The organism is Vibrio sp. 10N.222.49.C12 (assembly GCF_041475025.1).
Classification (GTDB): domain Bacteria; phylum Pseudomonadota; class Gammaproteobacteria; order Enterobacterales; family Vibrionaceae; genus Vibrio; species Vibrio crassostreae_C.
Genome location: NZ_JBFRVF010000001.1, coordinates 166,850 through 184,206, shown reverse-complemented (window position 1 = coordinate 184,206; position 17,357 = coordinate 166,850). Strand labels below are relative to the sequence as shown.

The 17,357-nt window shown below is 44.6% G+C and carries 18 protein-coding genes; 16 read left to right on the top strand and 2 right to left on the bottom strand.

Annotated features, from left to right (window positions below; translation table 11 throughout):
- Positions 1–109 precede the first annotated feature (109 nt).
- Both cmoA and AB4583_RS00800 read right to left on the bottom strand, forming a co-directional pair.
- Positions 110–838: a carboxy-S-adenosyl-L-methionine synthase CmoA gene (gene cmoA, locus AB4583_RS00805; protein ID WP_017062083.1), complete on the bottom strand. Its 729-nt coding sequence runs from the start codon at positions 836–838 to the stop codon at positions 110–112.
- A gap of 139 nt (positions 839–977) precedes the next feature.
- Positions 978–1,883, bottom strand: a complete 906-nt coding sequence (locus tag AB4583_RS00800; RefSeq protein WP_372116037.1) for a DUF72 domain-containing protein — start codon at positions 1,881–1,883, stop codon at positions 978–980.
- A 314-nt stretch (positions 1,884–2,197) separates the two neighbouring features.
- Here AB4583_RS00800 and aspS point away from each other — a divergent pair, with 314 nt between their 5' ends.
- The 16 genes from aspS (at position 2,198) to nadA (ending at position 17,191) form a co-directional block, all read left to right on the top strand.
- A complete protein-coding gene (gene aspS, locus AB4583_RS00795; RefSeq protein WP_017062081.1) occupies positions 2,198–3,976 on the top strand; it encodes an aspartate--tRNA ligase in 1,779 nt (592 codons plus the stop codon).
- A gap of 171 nt (positions 3,977–4,147) precedes the next feature.
- Complete coding sequence (gene ruvC, locus AB4583_RS00790) at positions 4,148–4,669, top strand: crossover junction endodeoxyribonuclease RuvC (RefSeq protein ID WP_008219936.1); 522 nt, start codon at positions 4,148–4,150, stop codon at positions 4,667–4,669.
- Between the two features lie 152 nt (positions 4,670–4,821).
- Positions 4,822–5,433, top strand: a complete 612-nt coding sequence (ruvA, locus tag AB4583_RS00785; RefSeq protein WP_372116036.1) for a Holliday junction branch migration protein RuvA — start codon at positions 4,822–4,824, stop codon at positions 5,431–5,433.
- A 103-nt stretch (positions 5,434–5,536) separates the two neighbouring features.
- On the top strand, positions 5,537–6,553 hold the full coding sequence (gene ruvB, locus AB4583_RS00780) for a Holliday junction branch migration DNA helicase RuvB (protein WP_017062078.1): 1,017 nt from the start codon (positions 5,537–5,539) through the stop codon (positions 6,551–6,553).
- 552 nt (positions 6,554–7,105) lie between these two features.
- Positions 7,106–8,692, top strand: coding sequence for a cytochrome ubiquinol oxidase subunit I (gene cydA, locus AB4583_RS00775; RefSeq protein WP_017062077.1), 1,587 nt, complete (start codon positions 7,106–7,108; stop codon positions 8,690–8,692).
- A 13-nt stretch (positions 8,693–8,705) separates the two neighbouring features.
- Positions 8,706–9,842 carry a cytochrome d ubiquinol oxidase subunit II gene (gene cydB / locus AB4583_RS00770; RefSeq protein ID WP_017062076.1) on the top strand — a complete coding sequence of 379 codons (1,137 nt, stop codon included), beginning with the start codon at positions 8,706–8,708 and terminating at the stop codon, positions 9,840–9,842.
- Between the two features lie 31 nt (positions 9,843–9,873).
- Positions 9,874–9,981 (top strand): cytochrome bd-I oxidase subunit CydX, encoded by a 108-nt coding sequence (gene cydX, locus AB4583_RS00765; protein WP_000270284.1) that lies wholly within the window; start codon positions 9,874–9,876, stop codon positions 9,979–9,981.
- The gene (ybgE, locus tag AB4583_RS00760; protein ID WP_017070009.1) at positions 9,974–10,276 is read left to right on the top strand and encodes a cyd operon protein YbgE; all 303 of its coding nucleotides are present in this window, start codon (positions 9,974–9,976) and stop codon (positions 10,274–10,276) included. The genes cydX and ybgE overlap by 8 nt, the downstream gene beginning before the upstream one ends.
- A 172-nt stretch (positions 10,277–10,448) precedes the next feature.
- Positions 10,449–10,886, top strand: a complete 438-nt coding sequence (gene ybgC, locus AB4583_RS00755) for a tol-pal system-associated acyl-CoA thioesterase (RefSeq protein WP_017062074.1) — start codon at positions 10,449–10,451, stop codon at positions 10,884–10,886.
- The gene (gene tolQ / locus AB4583_RS00750; RefSeq protein ID WP_017062073.1) at positions 10,876–11,559 is read left to right on the top strand and encodes a protein TolQ; all 684 of its coding nucleotides are present in this window, start codon (positions 10,876–10,878) and stop codon (positions 11,557–11,559) included. The genes ybgC and tolQ overlap by 11 nt, the downstream gene beginning before the upstream one ends.
- A gap of 3 nt (positions 11,560–11,562) precedes the next feature.
- Positions 11,563–12,006 carry a protein TolR gene (gene tolR, locus AB4583_RS00745; protein ID WP_017062072.1) on the top strand — a complete coding sequence of 148 codons (444 nt, stop codon included), beginning with the start codon at positions 11,563–11,565 and terminating at the stop codon, positions 12,004–12,006.
- 13 nt (positions 12,007–12,019) lie between these two features.
- On the top strand, positions 12,020–13,084 hold the full coding sequence (tolA, locus tag AB4583_RS00740; RefSeq protein WP_017070008.1) for a cell envelope integrity protein TolA: 1,065 nt from the start codon (positions 12,020–12,022) through the stop codon (positions 13,082–13,084).
- 11 nt (positions 13,085–13,095) lie between these two features.
- Positions 13,096–14,448 (top strand): Tol-Pal system beta propeller repeat protein TolB, encoded by a 1,353-nt coding sequence (tolB, locus tag AB4583_RS00735; protein WP_017070007.1) that lies wholly within the window; start codon positions 13,096–13,098, stop codon positions 14,446–14,448.
- 113 nt (positions 14,449–14,561) lie between these two features.
- Positions 14,562–15,104 (top strand): peptidoglycan-associated lipoprotein Pal, encoded by a 543-nt coding sequence (gene pal / locus AB4583_RS00730; RefSeq protein ID WP_017062069.1) that lies wholly within the window; start codon positions 14,562–14,564, stop codon positions 15,102–15,104.
- 33 nt (positions 15,105–15,137) lie between these two features.
- On the top strand, positions 15,138–15,920 hold the full coding sequence (ybgF, locus tag AB4583_RS00725; RefSeq protein WP_017070006.1) for a tol-pal system protein YbgF: 783 nt from the start codon (positions 15,138–15,140) through the stop codon (positions 15,918–15,920).
- A 209-nt stretch (positions 15,921–16,129) separates the two neighbouring features.
- The gene (gene nadA, locus AB4583_RS00720) at positions 16,130–17,191 is read left to right on the top strand and encodes a quinolinate synthase NadA (protein WP_017062067.1); all 1,062 of its coding nucleotides are present in this window, start codon (positions 16,130–16,132) and stop codon (positions 17,189–17,191) included.
- Positions 17,192–17,357 lie beyond the last annotated feature (166 nt).

Sequence of the window (17,357 nt, the reverse complement as noted above, 5' to 3'; positions counted from 1 at the left end):
TCGTTTATCGTGTTTGATAAGAGATCCCCAATTCGTTTGTTCCTCGCTCTTGAGGATGACATTTTAGTACGTGCTAACGGTGTCGCGACGGTTACGTAATCTAAAATGTTTACTTTATCGCGAACATTGAACCAAAGTTGAAACATTGGAACCAGACTTCGCTGCTTGAGAAGCCAATCTTATCAAATCGCTCTCTGTGAACAGGGATCGAATCCGGGCGCATCACGTTTTCAATTGCGCTACGTTTCTGACTTACTTCTAGCTCGCTGTACCCGTTAGCACGTTTGAAATCATGGTGCAGGTCGATAAGCAGTTCATTTGAGCTTTCATCTTCGAATACGTATTTTTCTGACAGGATTAAGATCCCGCCTGGGCGCAGGCCAGCATGAATTTTCTCAAGCAGAGCGTATCGATCGTCTGGAGAAAGAAATTGCAGCGTAAAGTTAAGCACCACAACAGAAGCGTCTTTGATTTCCACTTCACGGATGTCGGCTTCAATCACTTCTACCGGTGTGTCACTGCGGTAAGCATTAACGTGCAATTTGCAGCGCTCAACCATGGCTTCTGAATTATCGATCGCGAAAATCGTGCAGCCTTCTTGCTGAATGTGACGACGCATAGAAAGTGTCGCAGCACCAAGCGAGCAGCCAAGGTCGTAAATATTTGAGTGTGGCTTTACAAAGCGCTCAGCCAGCATGCCGATTGCAGAGATGATATTGCTATAGCCAGGCACCGAACGTTGAATCATATCCGGAAATACTTCAGCAACCCTTGCATCAAAGGTGAAGTCTCCAATTTTATCAATAGGAGCGGAAAAGATATTGTCTGTGTTGCTCATAGCATTTTCTCTCGACAGTCAGCGTAATTGGCACAAAATTCGTACCAAATAAAAGGGGGCGTATTTTACGTAAAAAAAACGCCACTGTCACGAAAACTGAGATTTAGCTCAAGGTTCGAAGCTACTTACAAGTGAGAGGTTAAAACATCGAGATTTGGTGATTGCCTTTTTGAGCTGGAAACTGAGCCAGTTCGGGCAGTAATAATGAAGTATTTTCAGAGACTTGCTTTTGTAGCCTCTTATAAATAGCAATCGCAAGTTCAGGTGCGTGGTTATTGTCTGGGGTGTGGATCATTAAATAGGGCTGCTTGCCTTCATTAAGCCAGTTTGGGATTTTGGCAAACCAAGGCTTAAAAAACTCAATATTAGGTTCTTGGTCTGGGTGACCAATAAATCGAATCATCGGGTTATTGGCGGTAGCAATTGCATGAACAGGAACACGCGGTTTTTTCTGATGCGCATCGATCACCGCTTCTGTGGTGGGTGGCGCAGAGAAAACGGGGCGGCTGTCCATAATGATGCGATTGATGCCTTCCTCAACCAGCCATTGGTTGAAGCGTTTTTCCGCATCGCCCTTATCAAAGAAACCTAAGTGTCGAACTTCGACGCCAAGCTGCATATCTTTTGGGAATAAGGTGCAAAACTTTTGTAGGGCAGGCAGCATGCTGGGCTCAAAACTGTGCGGCAGCTGAATCGTCCATTGACCAATACGGTCATGCAGTGGCGACATCGTCATCAAGAACCCTTTGAGTTCGGCTTGGCAGTGTCTCAGTTGTTGCTGGTGGGTGATGAATTTGGGCAATTTGAAGGTGAACTTGAAATCATCGTGACTGGCGGCTTTCCAATTGTGAACGGTAGACATACTTGGCGTAGCGTAAAAGGTGGTGTTGCCCTCAACGGTATGGAAAACTTGGGTGTATTTTTCCAAGCGTTCGGCAGGCTTGGTGCCTTTACCGTAGAACTGACTTTGCCACTCAGAATGAGACCACATAGTTAATCCAAGTCTTAGAGGTAAAGTTTCTGTTGTTATTACACGATTATCCATCTATTACACCGTTATCCATCACGCCATCAGTCATTACAAAAAGTTTTTGGGTTGAAACGAAAATCTACTTTACGAGAGTTTTGCTGATTAAGGTACTTTCGAGATATAATTATCGCAATTTTTTCGGTTTTGATGAATCTTTGCGCACTTGATGGGCTAAAAAGCAGCAAAGCCAGATAAAACACAATAAATTCGAATGTGGAAGGTCGATTTTAAGCGAGTTTCCGCGTATAAATGTTCCTTTGCTCTGTTGTGTGGAATGACCACTGACAGCTTGGAAATTAGTAAATAATTAAGAGATTGGGAAATTCATTATGCGTACCCATTACTGTGGTAACCTGAACAAGTCCCTGGCGGGACAAACTGTAGAATTGTGCGGCTGGGTAAACCGTCGCCGTGATTTAGGCGGTCTTATCTTTATTGATATGCGTGATCGTGAAGGCATCGTTCAGGTTGTTGTCGATCCAGATATGAAAGATATCTTCCCGATCGCTAACCAACTGCGTAATGAATTCTGTATCAAGTTTACTGGTGAAGTACGAGTTCGTCCGGACAGCCAAGTAAATAAAGACATGGCTACTGGTGAAGTAGAACTTTACGCGACGGGTCTAGAGATCATTAACCGTTCAGAAGCGCTTCCACTAGACTTCAACCAAACGAACTCTGAAGAGCAGCGTCTTAAGTACCGTTACATCGATCTTCGTCGTCCAGAAATGAGCGACCGTATTAAGCTTCGTGCACGTGCTTCTAGCTTCGTTCGTCGTTTCCTAGATGAGAACTTATTCCTAGACATCGAAACGCCAGTACTAACGAAAGCGACACCAGAAGGTGCTCGTGACTACCTAGTACCAAGCCGTGTTCACAAAGGTAGCTTCTACGCACTTCCTCAATCTCCTCAGCTGTTCAAGCAACTGCTGATGATGTCTGGTTTTGACCGTTACTACCAAATCGTTAAATGTTTCCGTGATGAAGATTTACGTGCTGACCGTCAGCCTGAATTTACTCAAATCGATATCGAAACATCTTTCATGACTTCTCAAGAAGTACGTAACGTGACTGAGAAGCTTGTTCACGATATGTGGAAAGAACTTCTAGATGTTGAACTAGGTCAATTCCCAGTAATGCCTTTCTCTGAAGCGATTCGTCGTTTCGGTTCTGATAAGCCAGATCTACGTAACCCACTAGAGCTAGTGGACGTTGCTGACTTGGTTAAAGATGTTGAATTCAAGGTATTCTCTGGCCCAGCTAACGACGAAAAAGGTCGCGTAGCAGTTATCCGTGTTCCAGGTGGTGCTAAGCTAACTCGTAAGCAAATCGACGGCTACGCTGAACACGTAAACATCTACGGCGCGAAAGGCCTAGCTTGGATGAAGGTTAACGACCGTGCTGCAGGCATGGAAGGTATTCAATCTCCAGTTGCTAAATTCCTAAGCGAAGACGTAATCAACGGTATTCTAGATCGTACTCAAGCTGAATCTGGCGATATCATTCTGTTCGGCGCAGACAAAGCGGGCATCGTTGCTGAAGCAATGGGCGCACTTCGTCTTAAACTAGGTACGGATCTAGAGCTAACAGACACATCTGCATGGGCTCCACTGTGGGTTGTTGACTTCCCAATGTTCGAAGAAGACGGCGAAGGTAACCTACACGCAATGCACCACCCATTCACATCACCACTAGGTGTGAACGCGGAAGAGCTAAAAGCGAACCCAGCAGCAGCAAATTCTGATGCATACGACATGGTAATCAACGGCTACGAAGTAGGCGGCGGTTCTGTACGTATCCACAACGCAGAAATGCAAACAGCGGTATTTGGTATCCTAGGTATCGAAGCACAAGAGCAACAAGAGAAGTTCGGCTTCCTACTTGAAGCGCTTAAGTACGGCACGCCACCGCACGCTGGTCTAGCATTCGGTCTTGACCGTCTAGCAATGCTGCTTTGTGGTACAGAGAACATCCGTGACGTTATCGCATTTCCGAAAACAACAGCTGCAGCATGTCTACTGACAGACGCGCCAAGCCTAGCGAACCCAGCATCACTGGAAGAGCTAGCAATCGCAGTTAAATTGGCAGAGAAAAAAGAGCAAGCGTAAGCCTGTTATCTTTTCTTGTTGATGAAGAGATCCTAGTTGATAGAGAGCTCTCAATTAATTAGCCAAGACTTGCCAGTAAATTAGAGAATGCCCGTTAATTTGACGGGCATTTTTTTTTGCGTTCGATATACTAAGCTCATAAAGCATGTATAAATAATCAGTATTGAAGTTATGTCTATTATCTTAGGAATTGACCCTGGCTCGCGTATTACCGGCTATGGCGTGATTCGTCAAAATGGTCGCCATCTATATTACTTAGGTAGCGGTTGTATTCGCACCTCTGAAAAAGAACTGCCGGGCCGACTCAAACAAATCTACGCCGGTGTGAGCGAAATCATCACTCAGTTTCAACCGGATGTGTTTGCGATAGAACAGGTCTTCATGGCGAAGAATGCGGATTCTGCACTTAAGCTGGGACAAGCGCGTGGCAGTGCGATAGTGGCAGCGGTAAATGCTGATCTCCCCGTTCATGAATATGCGGCTCGTCTAATCAAACAAGCGGTGACAGGTAATGGTGGTGCAGATAAGTCGATGGTTCAGAACATGGTGATGAGCATGCTTAAGTTACCCGCTAAACCACAGGCCGATGCTGCCGATGCTCTAGGCGTAGCGATCACTCACGCCAACACCAATAAAACTTTGATAGCGCTTGCGGGTAAAGCAACAGGCGCGAGAAAAGGGCGCTACCGATAACCTAGGCTATGGCGTTTCTGAAGCCAGAATCATTCGGTTTCTCAAGCTAAGCAAGCTTAAATAAATCATCCCAATAAACACAAAGAACTGGATAAGCATCCAGTTCTTTTATATTCTGTCCCTCAAATTATATTCCATCAAGAGAGTGAATTGTGATCGGACGTCTACGCGGTACATTAATAGAAAAACAGCCACCAGAATTACTAATCGAATTGAGTGGCGTTGGCTATGAAGTTCAAATGCCAATGAGCTGTTTTTACGAATTACCAAACGTGGGCGAAGAGGCAATCATCTACACGCACTTTGTTGTACGTGAAGATGCGCAGCTACTTTATGGTTTTAACACGGTTAAAGAGCGTGCGCTGTTCCGTGAAGTGATCAAAGCGAACGGTGTGGGCCCTAAGCTAGGCCTTGGCATTCTTTCAGGCATGACGGCTAGCCAGTTTGTTCAAAGTGTTGAACGTGAAGACATCTCGACGCTGGTTAAACTTCCGGGTGTGGGTAAGAAAACCGCTGAACGTCTGGTTGTTGAAATGAAAGACCGCCTGAAAGGGTGGGGCGCGGGTGACTTGTTTACTCCAGCGACAGATGCAGCTCCGATTGATTCTATGCCAACCGTTCACGACGCGGAAGAAGAAGCGGTAAGTGCGCTACTTGCATTAGGCTACAAGCCGACTCAAGCTTCCAAGGTGGTTTCTCAAGTGGCTAAAGATGGCATGACCAGCGAACAGTTGATTCGCGAAGCTCTGAAATCGATGGTTTAATACCCAATATACTTGTTCGACAAAATAGACTCATTCACTTTGCCTTTACACAGAGTCAAGAAGCGCAGAGTCAACAAGAGCATAGTTAGGAATAGCAGAATTTATGATTGAAGCCGATCGCCTTATTGCACCGGATAACCCAGTATTCAAAGATGAAGATGTCATTGATCGTGCAATACGCCCTAAAGCACTGGCTGACTATCAAGGTCAGGATCACGTTCGTGGCCAGATGGAGATTTTCATCAAAGCGGCACAACTGCGTAACGAGGCGCTCGACCATCTGTTGATATTTGGCCCTCCAGGCTTGGGTAAAACCACGTTGGCGAACATTGTTGCCAATGAGATGGATGTCAACATTCGTACGACTTCAGGCCCTGTTCTAGAAAAAGCAGGCGACCTAGCGGCGTTACTGACCAATCTCGAAGAAAATGATGTCCTGTTCATTGATGAGATTCACCGTTTAAGCCCTGTGGTTGAAGAGGTGTTGTACCCTGCAATGGAAGACTACCAATTAGATATCATGATTGGTGAAGGCCCAGCGGCACGCTCTATCAAGATTGACCTTCCTCCTTTTACTTTGATTGGCGCAACCACTCGTGCTGGCTCACTGACATCGCCGTTACGTGACCGTTTTGGTATTACTCAGCGTCTTGAGTACTACAAGGTTGAAGATCTACAAAACATCGTTCAGCGCAGTGCAGATTGCCTTGGTCTTTCTATGGAGTCCGAAGGGGCGCTAGAAGTTGCTCGCCGAGCTCGTGGTACGCCACGTATTGCTAACCGTCTACTGCGCCGTGTTCGTGATTATGCGGAAGTAAAAGGCGACGGGCATATTTGTCCGGAGGTTGCTGACAAAGCGCTAAACATGTTGGATGTCGATGCTAAAGGTTTCGACTACATGGATAGAAAGCTTCTGCTGGCGATTATGGAGAAGTTTGGTGGTGGTCCGGTAGGTATCGACAACATGGCTGCCGCGATTGGTGAAGAGAGAGACACTATTGAAGATGTGTTAGAACCTTACTTGATTCAACAAGGTTACCTACAAAGGACGCCAAGAGGTCGAATCGCGACCGACAGAGCGTATTTACACTTTGGAATAGATAAACCCTCCAATCGTTAAATTATTCATTTTTAAAGATCCCAGTTGCATAAGCGCTGGGTTTTTTTGCTTTTTACTGAATAACAACTCTTTGAGCGAGTCGATAAAAAGATCGAAAAGGGAGCTTCAAAAATGGAAACTTTGATTTCAGGTTTGATTTAGATAACAGGAAATGAAATAAGTTGTCATATTTTTTGTTAATACTTTATAGGTAGTTGTAATTCGGATGTTGAGGCGGTGCTGAGCATTTGTCACAGATATCATGCGCTGTTATTAAGACAAGCATAATTGGTGTGATTTTAATCATAATTGTACAAAAATAACTCTAATTTGCTCGAATAAATTTGATACAAATCAACGCAGGGTTCTCCCATAAACCTTTTGAAACATACTGATTTTACCAGTAATATTAGCGCCAGCTATATTAGCTCATGCTTAACAATAATCTAACTATAACGGTACGTTTTTGCTACAAATTTCAACTTGTAATAACAATTGCATAAATTGTTTTAACATGGATTTTTGCGGTGAATAATCACACAAGTGTCATTCAGCCGACACAAAGGAGTTACCATGATTGATGTTGTTGATCTGTCGCGATTGCAGTTTGCATTTACAGCGATGTATCACTTCCTATTTGTTCCACTGACTTTAGGTATGGCATTTCTACTTGCCATTATGGAGTCAGTTTATGTAATGACTGGCAAGCAAATTTACAAGGACATGACCAAGTTCTGGGGTAAATTGTTTGGTATTAACTTTGCTCTTGGTGTAGCGACAGGCTTAACCATGGAGTTCCAGTTTGGTACTAACTGGTCTTACTATTCTCACTATGTTGGCGACATTTTTGGTGCTCCGCTAGCTATCGAAGCGCTTGTTGCATTCTTCCTAGAGTCTACTTTTGTTGGCCTATTCTTCTTCGGTTGGGACAGACTGTCAAAGCGTCAGCACTTAGCGGTAACTTGGTTAGTAGCACTTGGCTCTAACTTCTCTGCGCTTTGGATCTTGGTAGCAAACGGCTGGATGCAAAACCCAGTGGGTGCGGAATTTAACTTTGAAACTATGCGTATGGAAATGGTGAGCTTCGCTGAAGTTGTACTAAACCCAGTAGCACAAGTTAAATTCGTACACACAGTAGCGTCTGGTTACACAACGGGTGCAATGTTCATCCTTGGTATCAGCTCATACTACATTCTTAAAGGTCGTGACCTTGCCTTTGCTCGTCGTTCTTTCGCGATTGCAGCGTCTTTCGGTATGGCGGCGATCTTGTCAGTAATCGTACTAGGTGATGAATCTGGTTACGAGCTTGGTGAAGTTCAAAAAGTGAAGCTCGCTGCTGTAGAAGCGGAATGGCACACTGAAGAAGCACCAGCAGCATTTACTGTTTTTGGTATTCCGAACCAAGAGACAATGAATACTGACTACGCAATTAAAATTCCTTACGTAATGGGTATCATCGCAACGCGTTCGCTTGATACTGAAGTAACGGGCCTACGTGACCTACGTGATGACCACGTTGATCGTATCCGTACTGGTATGTACGCGTACGAGCTGCTTGAAAAGCTACGTGCAGGCGATAAGTCTGAAGAAAACATGGCTGCGTTCGACGAAGTGAAAGGTGACCTAGGTTACGGCTTGCTTCTTAAGCGCTACACAGACGACGTTGTTGATGCAACTGAAGACCAAATCCAAATGGCTGCGGATGATTCTATCCCAACAGTTTGGCCTCTATTCTGGTCATTCCGTCTGATGGTTGCTTGTGGCTTCATCATGCTGTTTGTATTCGGTGCTGCGTTTGTTCAAACGTGTCGTCAGAAAATCGAACAGAAACCATGGGTACTTAAAGCTGCGCTATTCTCAATCCCACTTCCTTGGATTGCGATTGAAGCAGGTTGGTTCGTTGCTGAGTTTGGTCGTCAACCATGGGCGGTTGGTGAAATCCTACCGGTTAACGTTGCTGCATCAGCACTGACTATTGAACAGCTTTGGACTTCTCTATTCGCTATCCTGGCACTTTACACAGTGTTCTTGATTGCTGAAGTTTACCTAATGCTGAAATTCGCACGTAAAGGTCCAAGTAGCTTGAAGACAGGCCGTTACCACTTCGAACAAAACGATAACTCTGTTGAAGACAAAGTTAGCCGTTCAGTTGAAGTATAAGTGAGGGAATATTATGTTTGATTACGAAAGCTTACGACTTATTTGGTGGGTATTGATCGGTGTTCTACTGGTTGGTTTCGCCGTAACTGATGGCTTTGATATGGGTGTTGCCGCTCTGTCACCTGTTATCGGTAAGAGCGACACTGAACGTCGTATTATGCTAAACACGATTGCCCCTCACTGGGATGGTAACCAAGTTTGGCTTATCACTGCGGGTGGTGCATTGTTTGCTGCATGGCCACTGGTTTACGCGACGTCTTTCTCTGGTTTTTACTTCGCAATGTACGTAACGCTAGCTGCACTTTGGTTACGTCCACTTGCTCTTGACTACCGTTCAAAGATCGAAGATCCAAAATGGCGCAAAACTTGGGACTACGCACTTTGCTTTAGTGGCGCAGTACCACCAATCATTTTCGGTGTGGCATTTGGTAACCTACTACAAGGTGTTCCATTTGAACTGAACGAATTTATGATGTCTAAGTACCATGGTACGTTCTTCGCTCTGCTTAACCCATTTGCATTGCTTTGTGGTGTGTTGGCTCTGATGTTGTTCGTGATGCAAGGTGCAACATGGCTTCAAATGAAGACAACAGAAGCGCTGCACGCTCGTGCTCGTAACGTTGCTCAGATCACTGGCCTAATTGCTATTGCTCTATTCGTTATTGGTGGTTTCTGGGTTCAATCTATCGAAGGCTATGTAATTACGAGCACTATCGATACGTTTGCTGACTCAAACCCACTAAACAAAGAAGTATCACTTCAAGTGGGTGCTTGGATGACAAACTTCGAAACTTATCCAGCAATGTGGGCTGCGCCGATCCTTGGTGTAGCAATGCCACTGCTTGCTGTGATTGCATCTCGCTTTGAGCGTGGTGGTTTCGCATTCTTGTTCTCAAGCCTATCGAACGCTGGTGTTATTCTAACGGCTGGTTTTGCAATGTTCCCATTCGTAATGCCATCAAGCCTGAACCCTAACCAAAGCTTGACTATGTGGGATTCAACAGCGAGTGAGCTAACGCTTGGTCTTATGACTGTCGTTGCGGCGGTAATGGTTCCTGTGATTCTTGGCTACACAACTTGGACATACTACAAAATGTTCGGTCGTCTAGATAAGAAACACATCGAAGATAACGACGTTTCAGCTTACTAAGCTAGAAGTTAAATAACTTAGGAGAAATTTTATGTGGTATTTCGCATGGATTTTGGGTGTACTTCTAGCATGTGCATTCGGCATCATCAATGCTCTATGGCTAGAGCATTCAGAAATGATGGACAAAGACAGTGAGTAATCTCGCAGAGCAAATCGCTAAGCTGCATCAACCAATGGATAAGACTCTGCTTAGAGCCTTAGCCCTAGTATTGGGTTTCATGCATGTGGGTTTAGTGATGTGGGATCCTGAAGCGTATGCGACAAGCATCGGTGGCTTTAACGCGATCATCGGGCCAATGTTCATTTGGGCAGTATGCTCAAGCATGGTTTACGGTATCGGATTTAAGCCAAGAGCTTGGATGTGGCAGCTACTGTTTAGCCCATATGTTTCACTCACAATTTTGCTCTACCTAACGACGCTGCGCCTTCTATAAAAGGCAAAGGATTTAGGTTCATAACAACGTGAGCCTTTATACTTGTTGGGTTTTCAGCCAAAAAGAGGTCATCTTATACAGATGGCCTTTTTTTTCGTCTCTCAAATCAAAAAATTCACAGCGATATACTATTAATGATAAGGAGTTAGGTTATAGTGAGATCTTTATCGTTTTGGATTGTGGTAGCAAATTGCAGGGATTATCTAAGCTATTTACGTGGCCAGTGACTGTGTATTACGAAGACACCGATGCGGGTGGCGTTGTATACCATTCAAACTATCTTAAGTTTTTCGAACGCGCTCGAACTGAGATGTTGCGCTCAATTGGCGTTTCTCAGCAAGTATTGTTAGAACAAAACATCGGTTTTGTAGTCCGACATATGGACATTGATTTTATTCAAGGCGCGCGTCTTGATGATTCTTTACAAGTCATTACAAATATTTACGAGTTGAAGCGAGCTACCTTGGTCTTCTGTCAAGAGATCGTAAATCCTGATGGCAAGGCATTGTGTAAAGCAATGGTTAAGGTAGCATGTATCGATAATCAAAAAATGAAACCCAAAGCAATGCCAACATTTATTCTCACGGAGCTAACGAATAGTGACTGCTGAAATCTCAATCTTAGGCCTAATTTTAGAAGCTAGTTTACTAGTTAAGATGGTCATGCTGACTCTTATGGGCATGTCTGTTGTTTCTTGGGCGATGATCATAAAAAGAAGTAAAGTGTTATCTCAAGCTTCTAAACAAACAGAAGTGTTTGAAGACAAATTTTGGTCAGGCGTTGATCTTGCAAAACTGTACCAAGAGAGCAACAAACGCAAAGACGAGCTTTCTGGTACTGAAGAAATTTTCTACGCAGGCTTTACTGAGTTCGCTCGCCTTCGTAAATCGAATGCAACATCACCTGACTTCATTATGGAAGGCACTGGCCGTGCGATGCGCGTTGCCGTTGCTCGTGAGGTTGATGAACTAGAAACTAACTTACCTTTCTTGGCGACCGTTGGCTCTATCAGCCCATACATCGGCCTATTTGGTACGGTTTGGGGCATCATGCACTCATTCATCGCATTAGGTGAAGTGAAGCAAGCGACGCTCGCAATGGTTGCTCCTGGTATTGCAGAAGCACTGATCGCAACAGCAATGGGTCTATTCGCTGCGATTCCAGCGGTAATGGCGTACAACCGCTTCAGCAGCCGAGTAGGCAAGCTAGAACACAACTACGCGACTTTCTCTGAAGAGTTTCACAGTATTCTTCACCGTCAAGCGATGGCTGGCAGGGAATAATAGATGGCTGGATACCAACCTAAAAAACGCAAAATGACAGCAGAGATTAACGTTGTACCTTACATCGACGTTATGCTTGTTTTGTTGATCATTTTTATGGTGACTTCGCCGTTTGTTACTCAAGGCGTTGACGTTGAATTGCCTCAGGCTTCAACGGCTAAATCGGCACAAGACCTACTGGGTGACGACAATGCAAGTTTCATCATCGTTGAAGTGAACAAAGACGGTGAACTTGGCTTGAGCGTTAATGACGAAGAAGTACAGCGTGGCTTATCAATGGAAGATATTATCGTCCGTGTGAAAGCCGAGTTGTCTCTGAAGCCAAACTCTCCAGTGGCGGTTGGTGGTGATGCCGCAACGCCATACGCTGAAGTGGTTTTATTACTTGATGAATTAAGCCGTGCAGGTGTGCCAAAGGTTGGCCTTTTAACGGATATAAGGGAATAGCTCCGTAGCATTCATGAAAGCGAATAATAAAAAATCCAATAATTTCAGATCACCGCTTCTTATTTCTCTTGGGCTGCACGTCATTTTATTCGTTGCGCTCATTTGGGGGGCGGATTTCACGATGTCAGAGCCAAAGCCTACAGGGCAGATGGTTCAAGCAGTGGTGATTGATCCTCAGTTGGTTCGCCAGCAAGCTCAACAGATTCGTCAACAAAGAGAAGCGGCAAGCAAGAAAGAGCAAGAGCGTCTTGACAAACTAAGACGTGAAAGCGAACGACTTGAAAAGAATCGTAAAGCTGAAGAAGAAAATATTCGCAAGCTAAAAGAACAGCAAGCGAAAGAAGCTAAAGCAACTCGTGAAGCTGAAAAGCGTCGAGTTGAGAAAGAGAAACAACGCAAAGCTGAAGAAGCGCGTTTACAGCAAGAGCAAAAGAAAGCCGCTAAAGCCGAAGCTGACCGTAAGCTAAAAGAAGCTGCGTTAGTGAAAGCCGAGAACGAGCGTAAAGCCAAAGAAGCGGCAATCGCAAAAGCTGAACAAGAACGCGTGGCAAAAGAAAAAGCAGCGAAAGAGGCAGCAGACAAAGCTCGTAAAGAGAAAGAAGCCGCTGAACTCGCGGAAAAGCAACGCATAGCGAAAGAGAAAGAAGCGGCAGCCGCAGCAGAGAAAGCCCGTAAGGCAAAAGAAGCTGCAGCAAAAGCAGAAAAAGAGCGTAAACAACAAGAAGCCGCATTGAACGATATCTTTGCTGGGCTTGAAACGGAAGCGACTCAAAACTCTTCAGCAAGACAGCAATTTATTACTGATGAAGCACAGCGTTACGGTGAAATCTACAAACAAATGATACAAGGCAATTTACGTGTTGAAGATAGCTTCTCAGGTAAATCATGTAGAGTTAATTTACGTCTACTTGCTACAGGTTCAAGTGCTATCGTTAAAAGCGTAAGTGTTTTGAGTGGAGATAGTCGCCTTTGTGAAGCAAGTAAACGCGCAGTTGCTCAAACGGGAACATTTCCATTGCCGTCTGACCCTGCAATCGTTGACAAACTGAAAGACATCAATTTAACCGTTGAGCTATAAAGGAATGTAGTGTGTTTAAAAAACTATTATTAACTCTGAGTATTTTACTGTTTAGCGGTGTTCAAGTCGCAAATGCAGCTCTAGAGCTTGTCATTACAGACGGTATTAACTCTGCAAGACCTATCGCTATTGTACCTTTCCGTTGGGAAGGCTCAGAGCCATTGCCACACGATGTATCAGCGGTTATCGCTTCTGACTTACAGCGCAGTGGTAAATTCAGCCCAGTTGCGACAAGCAAAATGCCTCAAACGCCTTACAGCGAAACTGAGGTTAACTTTGATGCTTGGACTAACCTAGGTGTTGACTCATTGCTTACCGGTAGTATCACTAAAAATGCCGAAGGGCAGTATGTGGTGAATTACCAATTGATCGACATTGTTCGTGGTCAACTGACCAAAGGACAAAGTCGTGCGCTGAGTGATGAAGGCCAATTAGTGCTTTCTAAAGATCACGTTCTATTCAATAAGAAGGCTACGGTTCCTGGTAATCGCTTGAGAGAGTACGCACACCGTATCTCAGACCTAGTGTATGAAGAGCTAACTGGTGAGAAAGGCGCGTTCTTAACTCGTATCTCTTACGTGGTAGTGAACGATAAAGACAAGTACCCGTATCAACTTCGTGTTGCTGACTACGATGGCTTTAACGAGCGTTTAGTACTTCGTTCTAAGCAGCCTCTCATGTCTCCAGCATGGTCACCAGACGGCAAAAAGCTAGCTTATGTGAGCTTCCAGAATGGCCAAGCTGAAATATTCATCATGAATATTTACACGGGTGAACGTGAGAAAGTGACGTCATACCCTCGTCACAATGGTGCGCCAAGATTCTCGCCAGATGGTAAAACATTGGCATTGGTATTGTCGAAAACGGGCAGCCTTCAGGTGTACACACTTGACCTTGCTAGCCGTAAGCTGACTCAAATTACCCGCGGCCGTTCGAATAATACTGAACCATTCTGGCACCCAGATGGCAAGTCTCTTATTTTCACATCGGATCGTGGTGGTAAACCACAGATTTATAATGTAAATTTGTCCAATAATTCGACTTCTCGTATTACTTGGCAAGGTAGCCAAAACTTAGGTGGCCAGATCACTCCTGATGGTCGATTCATGATCATGGTGAATCGCAGCAACTCAGGTTTTAACTTGGCTAAGCAAGATTTGGAAACCGGTGCGGTTCAGGTACTAACAAAAACATTGTTAGATGAGTCTCCAAGTATTGCACCGAATGGAGGTATGGTTATCTATAGCTCTATTTACAACAAAACAAATGTACTATCGATGGTTTCTATCGATGGACGTTTTAAAGCTAGATTACCGGCAACTAACGGACGCGTAAGAGCGCCCGCATGGTCACCGTTCCTCTAGGGAAAATTACATATTCTTTTAGCTATTGATAGTGTTAACTATTGTGGCATTTAACTATCTATAGCACTCTTAGTCGCTGTAGAAACTAAGTTTGATAACGTAAGGAAAAAAAGATGCAACTTAACAAAGTTCTTAAAGGCTTGATGATTGCACTACCAGTGATGGCAGTAACGGCATGTAGCTCAACTGATGAAGCAACATCTGCAACATCTGGTACTGAAAGCAACCAAACAACTTCAGGTTCAGAAGGCAATGTAGACACAACTGTTGTAACGCCAATTGACGCTAACGGTCAACTGTCTGAACAAGAGCTTAAAGAGCAAGCGCTACGTGAAACTCAAACAATCTACTTCGCATTCGATAACTCTACTATCGCTGGCGATTACGAAGAAATGCTAGCAGCTCACGCAGCATACCTAGTTAAGAACGTTGACATGAACGTTACTATCGAAGGTCACGCTGATGAGCGCGGTACTCCTGAGTACAACATCGCACTTGGCGAGCGTCGTGCACAAGCTGTAGCGAAATACCTACAAGCTCTAGGTGTTCAAGCTGACCAAATCTCTATCGTAAGCTACGGTGAAGAGAAGCCACTTCTTCTAGGTCAATCTGAAGATGTGTACGCTAAAAACCGTCGCGCAGTACTAGTTTACTAATTTTAGTAGACTATATAATTGAGGAATTGCCTCATGTTCAGTAACACAAAGCGAGTCATTTTGCTTTCGTTACTGGCAAGTGCAGCGAACACCGCGTTCGCTGCACCAGCTCCAGTATCCGATCTCAATAGCACCGCAACCAATTCATCATCTTCCTCTCGATCAGCATCTAACGAATCAGATATTGAGCGTTTAGAGCGCCTGCTTCAAAATCGCAATCTCGTTCAGCTTCAAATGCAACAGCAAATCGACGACATGGCACTGGAGATCAGTGAACTTCGTGGTGATCTGGAACGAAACAGCTACGATATGAAGCAAATGCTAGAGCGTCAGCGTGAACTGTTCATTGAACTGGATCGCGTAAGAGGCGAGGTGAAAGCAGCAGGAACAGCAACGGTAGCAGTGGCGGCGAGCGAAGGCTCTAAAGACGCTTCTGGTACGTTCAGTACTGATGTGGATGAGCAAACTGCTTATCAAAATGCTGTAGATATGATTCTAAAGCAACGAGACTACACGGGTGCTATCGCTGCATTCCAAAAGTTTCAAAAAGACTTCCCAGATTCTACCTTCACACCTAACTCACATTACTGGTTAGGTCAGCTTTATTTCGCTAAGAAGCAAGATAAAGAAGCCGTGAAGAGCTTCTCTGCTGTTGTGTCGTACAAAGACTCAAACAAGCGAGCAGATGCACTGGTTAAGCTTGGTGACATAGCAGCGCGCAACAACAACGCGACGCAAGCTAAGAAATATTACCAACAAGTCGTAACCGAGCACCCAAACAGTGCTTCGGCTAAAGTGGCCAAAACCCACTTATAACCAAAATAGGGGTGCTTAGGCGCCTCTTTTTTATACCTGTTCACTTCCGTTTAGTGTTTACTTCTCTTGCTAGTGATGACAACACATCGCCTTGTTTATGCGTTTTAAGCATTAGCTAGTCACCGCTTGCAACCAATCCTTTTTGATCCCAATCGCTGTCCTGTGTAGAATACTCGGATTCTCGGAAGAAGTTGCGTAGAGCAAGAGCAATGAGTCATATACTAGATAAAATCGATACAGTTTACCCGTTTCCGCCTAAGCCAGTTCCATTGAGCGACGCTCAGAAACAGGCCCACATCGCAAACATCAAAAAACTACTTCAAGAAAAAGATGCAGTTCTAATTGCACACTACTACACCGATCCTGAAATTCAGGCTCTGGCAGAAGAAACTGGTGGTTTCGTTGGCGATTCATTAGAGATGGCTAAGTTCGGTAACCGTCACTCAGCAAGCACTTTGATCATCGCTGGTGTTCGTTTCATGGGTGAGTCTGCAAAGATTCTTACTCCTGAAAAACGCATTTTAATGCCAACACTTGAAGCTGAATGTTCGCTTGATCTTGGCTGCCCAGCTGACAAATTTACAGAATTTTGTGATGCTCACCCTGACCACACTGTGGTTGTATACGCGAACACCTCTGCAGCTGTTAAAGCTCGTGCAGACTGGGTAGTTACGTCGAGCATCGCTTTAGAAATCGTTGAAAGCCTAGACGCTGAAGGCAAACCCATTATTTGGGGGCCAGACCGTCACCTAGGTTCTTACATCGCAAATCAAACTGGCGCTGACATGTTGCTTTGGCAAGGTGAGTGTATCGTTCATGATGAGTTCTCAGCTGATGCTTTGAAGAAAATGAAATCGGTATACCCAGAAGCGGCTATCTTGGTTCACCCAGAATCACCAGCAAGCGTGGTTGAACTGGCTGATGCTGTAGGCTCAACAAGCCAACTGATCAAGAAAGCAAAAGAGCTGCCTCATCCACAGATGATTGTTGCGACAGACAAAGGCATCTTCTTCAAGATGCAGCAATTGGTTCCTGAAAAAGAGCTGATTGAAGCGCCGACAGCGGGTGCTGGTGCAACGTGTCGTAGCTGCGCACACTGTCCTTGGATGGCAATGAACGGCCTTGAAGCGATTGAAAACGCGCTTGAGAATGGTGGTGAGCAACACGAAATCTTCGTTTCTGACGAATTACGCGTGAAGTCTCTTATTCCATTGAACCGCATGCTAGATTTTGCAGAGCAGTTAAATGTGCAGGTAAAAGGTAACGCGTAAGTCGTTCTTTTATCTAACCAATAAAAAAACCAGCCAATAGCGCTGGTTTTTTTGTATCTGCGTATAGGCCGCCAATATCAATCTTGTGGTCATGTATCTTTTTCTGATGATACATCTTGTTGATATCGCGTATTTTTTCTAGCATGTAAGTAAGAGGAAAAGATTA

Coding starts and splice junctions, on each gene's coding strand:
- cydA (WP_017062077.1), top strand. CDS start 7,106: ATGATTGATGTTGTTGATCTGTCGCGATTGCAGTTTGCATTTACAGCG.
- pal (WP_017062069.1), top strand. CDS start 14,562: ATGCAACTTAACAAAGTTCTTAAAGGCTTGATGATTGCACTACCAGTG.
- tolR (WP_017062072.1), top strand. CDS start 11,563: ATGGCTGGATACCAACCTAAAAAACGCAAAATGACAGCAGAGATTAAC.
- tolA (WP_017070008.1), top strand. CDS start 12,020: ATGAAAGCGAATAATAAAAAATCCAATAATTTCAGATCACCGCTTCTT.
- cmoA (WP_017062083.1), bottom strand. CDS start 838: ATGAGCAACACAGACAATATCTTTTCCGCTCCTATTGATAAAATTGGA.
- cydX (WP_000270284.1), top strand. CDS start 9,874: ATGTGGTATTTCGCATGGATTTTGGGTGTACTTCTAGCATGTGCATTC.
- ruvC (WP_008219936.1), top strand. CDS start 4,148: ATGTCTATTATCTTAGGAATTGACCCTGGCTCGCGTATTACCGGCTAT.
- aspS (WP_017062081.1), top strand. CDS start 2,198: ATGCGTACCCATTACTGTGGTAACCTGAACAAGTCCCTGGCGGGACAA.
- ruvB (WP_017062078.1), top strand. CDS start 5,537: ATGATTGAAGCCGATCGCCTTATTGCACCGGATAACCCAGTATTCAAA.
- cydB (WP_017062076.1), top strand. CDS start 8,706: ATGTTTGATTACGAAAGCTTACGACTTATTTGGTGGGTATTGATCGGT.
- ybgF (WP_017070006.1), top strand. CDS start 15,138: ATGTTCAGTAACACAAAGCGAGTCATTTTGCTTTCGTTACTGGCAAGT.
- AB4583_RS00800 (WP_372116037.1), bottom strand. CDS start 1,883: ATGGATAATCGTGTAATAACAACAGAAACTTTACCTCTAAGACTTGGA.
- nadA (WP_017062067.1), top strand. CDS start 16,130: ATGAGTCATATACTAGATAAAATCGATACAGTTTACCCGTTTCCGCCT.